A 6,013-nucleotide genomic window follows, 5' to 3' on the forward strand; every position below is an offset into this window, starting at 1 on the left:
AAAAACAAAACCCCCTATCGTTTAAGATAGGGGGTTTAAAAAGAAAGGCGATGACATACTCTCCCACAAATTGCAGTACCATCTGCGCAGGCGGGCTTAACTACTCTGTTCGGGATGGGAAGAGGTGAGCCCCGCCGCAATAATCACCTTAAAAGGTTCATTGCTTTGGGCAATGCGTTTACTGATACCAGACCTGTCAACTGACAGCTGTTAACCGTAAACCAATATTATTAACATACTGAGATAAAGAAAAATTGTTTTGATTTAGAAAGTTCTTCCCTGCCCCTTGCGGGGCAGGAAAAGACGTACATAAGCTTACAGGTTATTAGTACTACTCGACTATGACATTACTGCCTTTACATCTATAGCCTATCAACGTGGTCATCTTCCACGACCTTTAAAAGAAATCTCATCTTGTGGTGGGTTTCGCGCTTATATGCTTTCAGCGCTTATCCCTTCCAAACGTAGCTACTCTGCGGTGCCCCTGGCGGGACAACAGATACACCAGCGGTTTGTCCGACTCGGTCCTCTCGTACTAGAATCAGATCCACTCAAATTTCTAACGCCCACAGTAGATAGAGACCGAACTGTCTCACGACGTTCTGAACCCAGCTCGCGTGCCACTTTAATGGGCGAACAGCCCAACCCTTGGGACCTTCTCCAGCCCCAGGATGTGACGAGCCGACATCGAGGTGCCAAACCCCCCCGTCGATATGAGCTCTTGGGGGAGATCAGCCTGTTATCCCCGGCGTACCTTTTATCCTTTGAGCGATGGCCCTTCCATGCGGAACCACCGGATCACTATGCTCTACTTTCGTACCTGATCGACCTGTATGTCTCTCAGTCAAGCTCCCTTATGCCATTGCACTCTACGCACGGTTACCAAGCGTGCTGAGGGAACCTTTAGAAGCCTCCGTTACTCTTTTGGAGGCGACCACCCCAGTCAAACTACCCACCAAGCAATGTCCCCCACAACGCGGGGTTAGGCCTCAGATAAGCAAAGGGTGGTATTTCAACAATGACTCCACAACGCCTAGCGACGCCATTTCACAGTCTCCCACCTATCCTACACATCACTTATCCAAGGTCAATACTAAGCTATAGTAAAGGTGCACAGGGTCTTTTCGTCCCACTGCGGGTAATCGGCATCTTCACCGATACTACAATTTCACCGAGCTCATGGCTGAGACAGTGTCCAGATCGTTACACCATTCGTGCAGGTCGGAACTTACCCGACAAGGAATTTCGCTACCTTAGGACCGTTATAGTTACGGCCGCCGTTTACTGGGGCTTCAATTCAATGCTTCTGGTTGCCCATGACATCTCCTCTTAACCTTCCAGCACCGGGCAGGTGTCAGGCCCTATACTTCATCTTACGATTTTGCAGAGCCCTGTGTTTTTGATAAACAGTCGCCTGGACCTTTTCACTGCGGCCAGCATTGCTGCTGGCGACCTTTCTCCCGAAGTTACAGGTCTATTTTGCCTAATTCCTTAGCCATGAATCTCTCGAGCACCTTAGGATTCTCTCCTCGACTACCTGTGTCGGTTTACGGTACGGGTTCTTATAATCTAAGTTTAGAAGTTTTTCTTGGAAGCCCTTAGGTACACTATCTCTTTGTCCGAAGACTCCGAGTACTATCGCATTTCACCAAATCCTGCGCATTTAACTACAGGACCTATAGCTAGGTGCTTCAACGAACTATTCCGTCAGTTCGCGGTACTTTCATCACTCCGTCACTCCATCACAACTATAAGAAGTACGGGAATATTAACCCGTTGGCCATCGACTGTCCCTTTCGGGTTCGCCTTAGGTCCCGACTAACCCTCAGCTGATTAGCATAGCTGAGGAAACCTTAGTCTTTCGGTGTGCGGGTTTCTCGCCCGCATTATCGTTACTTATGCCTACATTTTCTTTTCTATCCGCTCCAGCATACCTCGCAGTACACCTTCGACGCTGAATAGAATGCTCCCCTACCACTTACAGTAAACTGTAAATCCATAGCTTCGGTACTATACTTATGCCCGATTATTATCCATGCTCGTCCGCTCGACTAGTGAGCTGTTACGCACTCTTTAAATGAATGGCTGCTTCCAAGCCAACATCCTAGCTGTCTGGGCAGACAAACCTCGTTTTTTCAACTTAGTATAGATTTGGGGACCTTAGCTGATGGTCTGGGTTCTTTCCCTCTCGGACATGGACCTTAGCACCCATGCCCTCACTACAGGTAATCATTTATTAGCATTCGGAGTTTGTCAGGAATTGGTAGGCGGTGAAGCCCCCGCATCCAATCAGTAGCTCTACCTCTAATAAACTGTACGCTGCGCTGCACCTAAATGCATTTCGGGGAGTACGAGCTATTTCCGAGTTTGATTGGCCTTTCACCCCTACCCACAGGTCATCCGAAGACTTTTCAACGTCAACCGGTTCGGACCTCCACTATGTGTTACCACAGCTTCATCCTGCCCATGGGTAGATCACACGGTTTCGCGTCTACCATTACTGACTATGGCGCCCTATTCAGACTCGCTTTCGCTACGGATCCATACCTGAAGTACTTATCCTTGCCAGCAACGGTAACTCGTAGGCTCATTATGCAAAAGGCACGCCGTCACCCAACTTGTGGGCTCCGACCGCTTGTAGGCGTATGGTTTCAGGATCTATTTCACTCCGTTATTCACGGTTCTTTTCACCTTTCCCTCACGGTACTGGTTCACTATCGGTCTCTCAGGAGTATTTAGCCTTGGCGGATGGTCCCGCCGGATTCAGACAGGGTTTCACGTGCCCCGCCCTACTCAGGATACCGGTATCCTTTACACTCATTACCTGTACGGGATTATCACCCTCTTTGATACAACTTTCCAGATGCTTCCAGTTCTTTGTGCAAGAAATATCCCGGTCCTACAACCCCAATTTTGCCGTAACAAAGTTGGTTTGGGCTGTTCCGCTTTCGCTCGCCACTACTTACGGAATCACTCTTGTTTTCTTCTCCTCCGCCTACTTAGATGTTTCAGTTCAGCGGGTTCGCCCTCCTATCGGAGTACTATGTCTTCAACATAGTGGGTTGCCCCATTCGGATATCTGCGGATCAATTCGTGTGTGCCGATCCCCGCAGCTTTTCGCAGCTTATCACGTCCTTCTTCGCCTCTGAGAGCCACAGGCATCCCCCATACGCCCTTATTTTGCTTATTGTACTTACGTGTTATTCGTTTCAGGTTCCACGTTTCAGGTTCGAAAACCTTAAACTTGAAACTTTTAACAAAAAACAACTTTACATGCTTTCTATATTTTTCTTGTTTTTCTTATCTCAATATGTCAATGAACTTTTATCAATGTTGATGCGTGTATTTGGTAATTTGTTGATTCGTTTGAACGAATAACCCAATAACCATATTAACAAATCAACCGATCTGTGGAGAATATCGGAGTCGAACCGATGACCTCCTGCGTGCAAGGCAGGCGCTCTAGCCAGCTGAGCTAATCCCCCATTCTTTTTTAAATTATGAATGACGAATTACGAATTATGATAATCCATACCCATAACTTCCAGAATTTCCTTCGAAGATGCTTGTAAATTAGTAGTCCCGGGCAGACTCGAACTGCCGACCCCTACATTATCAGTGTAGTACTCTAACCAGCTGAGCTACGAGACTATTTAAAGTATCAAGTAGTCAGTATTAAGTATTAAGATGCAGTGCATCCGCAATCTCTATACTTTGTACTCAATTCTTTGTACTTATTAAAGCTCTTCTTCTTTGTATTATTTGAACTAACAGCGAGAGTAATAACTTTTATCATTACCTATTATAGGACTTAGCGACCGTGTCTCTAGAAAGGAGGTGTTCCAGCCGCACCTTCCGGTACGGCTACCTTGTTACGACTTAGCCCCAGTTACCGGTTTTACCCTAGGCAGCTCCTTGCGGTCACCGACTTCAGGTACCCCCAGCTTCCATGGCTTGACGGGCGGTGTGTACAAGGCCCGGGAACGTATTCACCGGATCATGGCTGATATCCGATTACTAGCGATTCCAGCTTCACGGAGTCGGGTTGCAGACTCCGATCCGAACTGTGACCGGCTTTGTAGATTCGCTCCTGGTCACCCAGTGGCTGCTCTCTGTACCGGCCATTGTAGCACGTGTGTAGCCCAGGACGTAAGGGCCGTGATGATTTGACGTCATCCCCACCTTCCTCACGGTTTGCACCGGCAGTCTCGTTAGAGTTCCCGACATGACTCGCTGGCAACTAACGACAGGGGTTGCGCTCGTTATAGGACTTAACCTGACACCTCACGGCACGAGCTGACGACAACCATGCAGCACCTTGTAAGTTGTCCGAAGAAAAAACTGTTTCCAGTCCTGTCAACCTACATTTAAGCCCTGGTAAGGTTCCTCGCGTATCATCGAATTAAACCACATGCTCCACCGCTTGTGCGGGCCCCCGTCAATTCCTTTGAGTTTCAAACTTGCGTTCGTACTCCCCAGGTGGGATACTTATCACTTTCGCTTAGCCACTCAGTATTGCTACCAAACAGCTAGTATCCATCGTTTACGGCGTGGACTACCAGGGTATCTAATCCTGTTCGCTCCCCACGCTTTCGTCCATCAGCGTCAATGTATTGTTAGTAACCTGCCTTCGCAATGGGTATTCCATGTAATATCTAAGCATTTCACCGCTACACTACATATTCTAGTTACTTCACAATAATTCAAGTCCTACAGTATCAATGGCAGTTCGACAGTTGAGCTGCCGGATTTCACCACTGACTTATAAAACCGCCTACGGACCCTTTAAACCCAATGATTCCGGATAACGCTTGGATCCTCCGTATTACCGCGGCTGCTGGCACGGAGTTAGCCGATCCTTATTCTTACGGTACCGTCAATCTGCCACACGTGGCAGGGTTTCTTCCCGTACAAAAGCAGTTTACACACCATAGATGCTTCATCCTGCACGCGGCATGGCTGGTTCAGGCTTGCGCCCATTGACCAATATTCCTCACTGCTGCCTCCCGTAGGAGTCTGGTCCGTGTCTCAGTACCAGTGTGGGGGATCTCCCTCTCAGGACCCCTACCCATCATTGCCTTGGTATGCCGTTACCATACCAACTAGCTAATGGGACGCATGCTCATCTTGTACCGTTGGAACTTTAATATAAAAAGGAATCCCTCTCTATATACTATGGGGTATTAATCCAAATTTCTCTGGGCTATCCCCCTGTACAAGGTAGATTGCATACGCGTTACGCACCCGTGCGCCGGTCTCAAGGCCCGAAAGCCTCTACCCCTCGACTTGCATGTGTTAGGCCTGCCGCTAGCGTTCATCCTGAGCCAGGATCAAACTCTTCATCGTATATTTTTAATATTTTTACGATCTTTATGCCAGGTCTTTCTTTTTCAATAATAACAGAGTTCTTACTCTCTCTTATGCTGTCAATCCAATATGTCTATGAACGTGTCTTCTTGTTTCAATCCGCTTCCCGTTTCCATCGTAATGACTGTCTCGGTAAGCGGCTGCAAAATTACAACTTCTTTTTAAACCCACAAGCTTTTTCAAAAAAAAATTTTCTTTTTTTCTGAGCCAAAACTCTCGTCTCAGCAGCCTCCCGTTTAAAGTTTTTCAGTCTTGCAATGAACCCCGTTTCCTTTCGGTTAGGGAGGGCAAAGATACTATCTTTTACCTTTATCATCCAAGCTTTTTTTTTACTTTTTTTTAACCTTTATTGCTAAAGGCTAAATCCGGTTTCCTTTACTCTTTTCCGTACTCCTTATACAAGGTGCACTTCTTTTTATTAAGGCGTTTTGTGTGTTGCAGTTTGTTAAAGAACTTTGTCGCTGTTGCGGGTGCAAAAGTAGTAAACTTTTTATTACTTCCAAATGTTTTGCTATCTTTTTTCAAATTTATTTTTTGATCCGATTCCCCAGCAATTACTGGTGTTTCAATAGCGTCATAATGGTAAAGAGCTCGCTGTTATTGCGGGTGCAAAAGTAACACTTCTTTTCGCTTTTCAAAGCTTTTT

Annotated in this window: 1 protein-coding gene, 2 tRNA genes and 3 rRNA genes; all 6 read right to left on the reverse strand. The window is 46.8% G+C overall.

Features of this window, described 5'->3' with window-relative positions; genetic code table 11:
* Positions 1-42: 42 nt before the first annotated feature.
* Positions 43-151 (reverse strand): 5S ribosomal RNA (rrf, locus tag FMM05_RS20775).
* Between the two features lie 154 nt (positions 152-305).
* Positions 306-3,190 (reverse strand): 23S ribosomal RNA (locus FMM05_RS20780).
* A 221-nt stretch (positions 3,191-3,411) separates the two neighbouring features.
* Positions 3,412-3,485: transfer RNA gene (locus FMM05_RS20785), tRNA-Ala, on the reverse strand.
* 92 nt (positions 3,486-3,577) lie between these two features.
* Positions 3,578-3,651, reverse strand: a tRNA-Ile gene (locus FMM05_RS20790).
* Between the two features lie 179 nt (positions 3,652-3,830).
* Positions 3,831-5,346: ribosomal RNA gene (locus FMM05_RS20795) — 16S ribosomal RNA — on the reverse strand.
* The 16S, 23S and 5S rRNA genes sit together here with 2 tRNA genes alongside, the layout of an rRNA operon.
* A gap of 169 nt (positions 5,347-5,515) precedes the next feature.
* Positions 5,516-5,683 carry a hypothetical protein gene (locus FMM05_RS21060; RefSeq protein ID WP_185965647.1) on the reverse strand — a complete coding sequence of 56 codons (168 nt, stop codon included), beginning with the start codon at positions 5,681-5,683 and terminating at the stop codon, positions 5,516-5,518.
* Positions 5,684-6,013 lie beyond the last annotated feature (330 nt).

Source organism: Flavobacterium zepuense (assembly GCF_007097145.1).
GTDB classification, from domain to species: Bacteria; Bacteroidota; Bacteroidia; order Flavobacteriales; family Flavobacteriaceae; genus Flavobacterium; species Flavobacterium zepuense.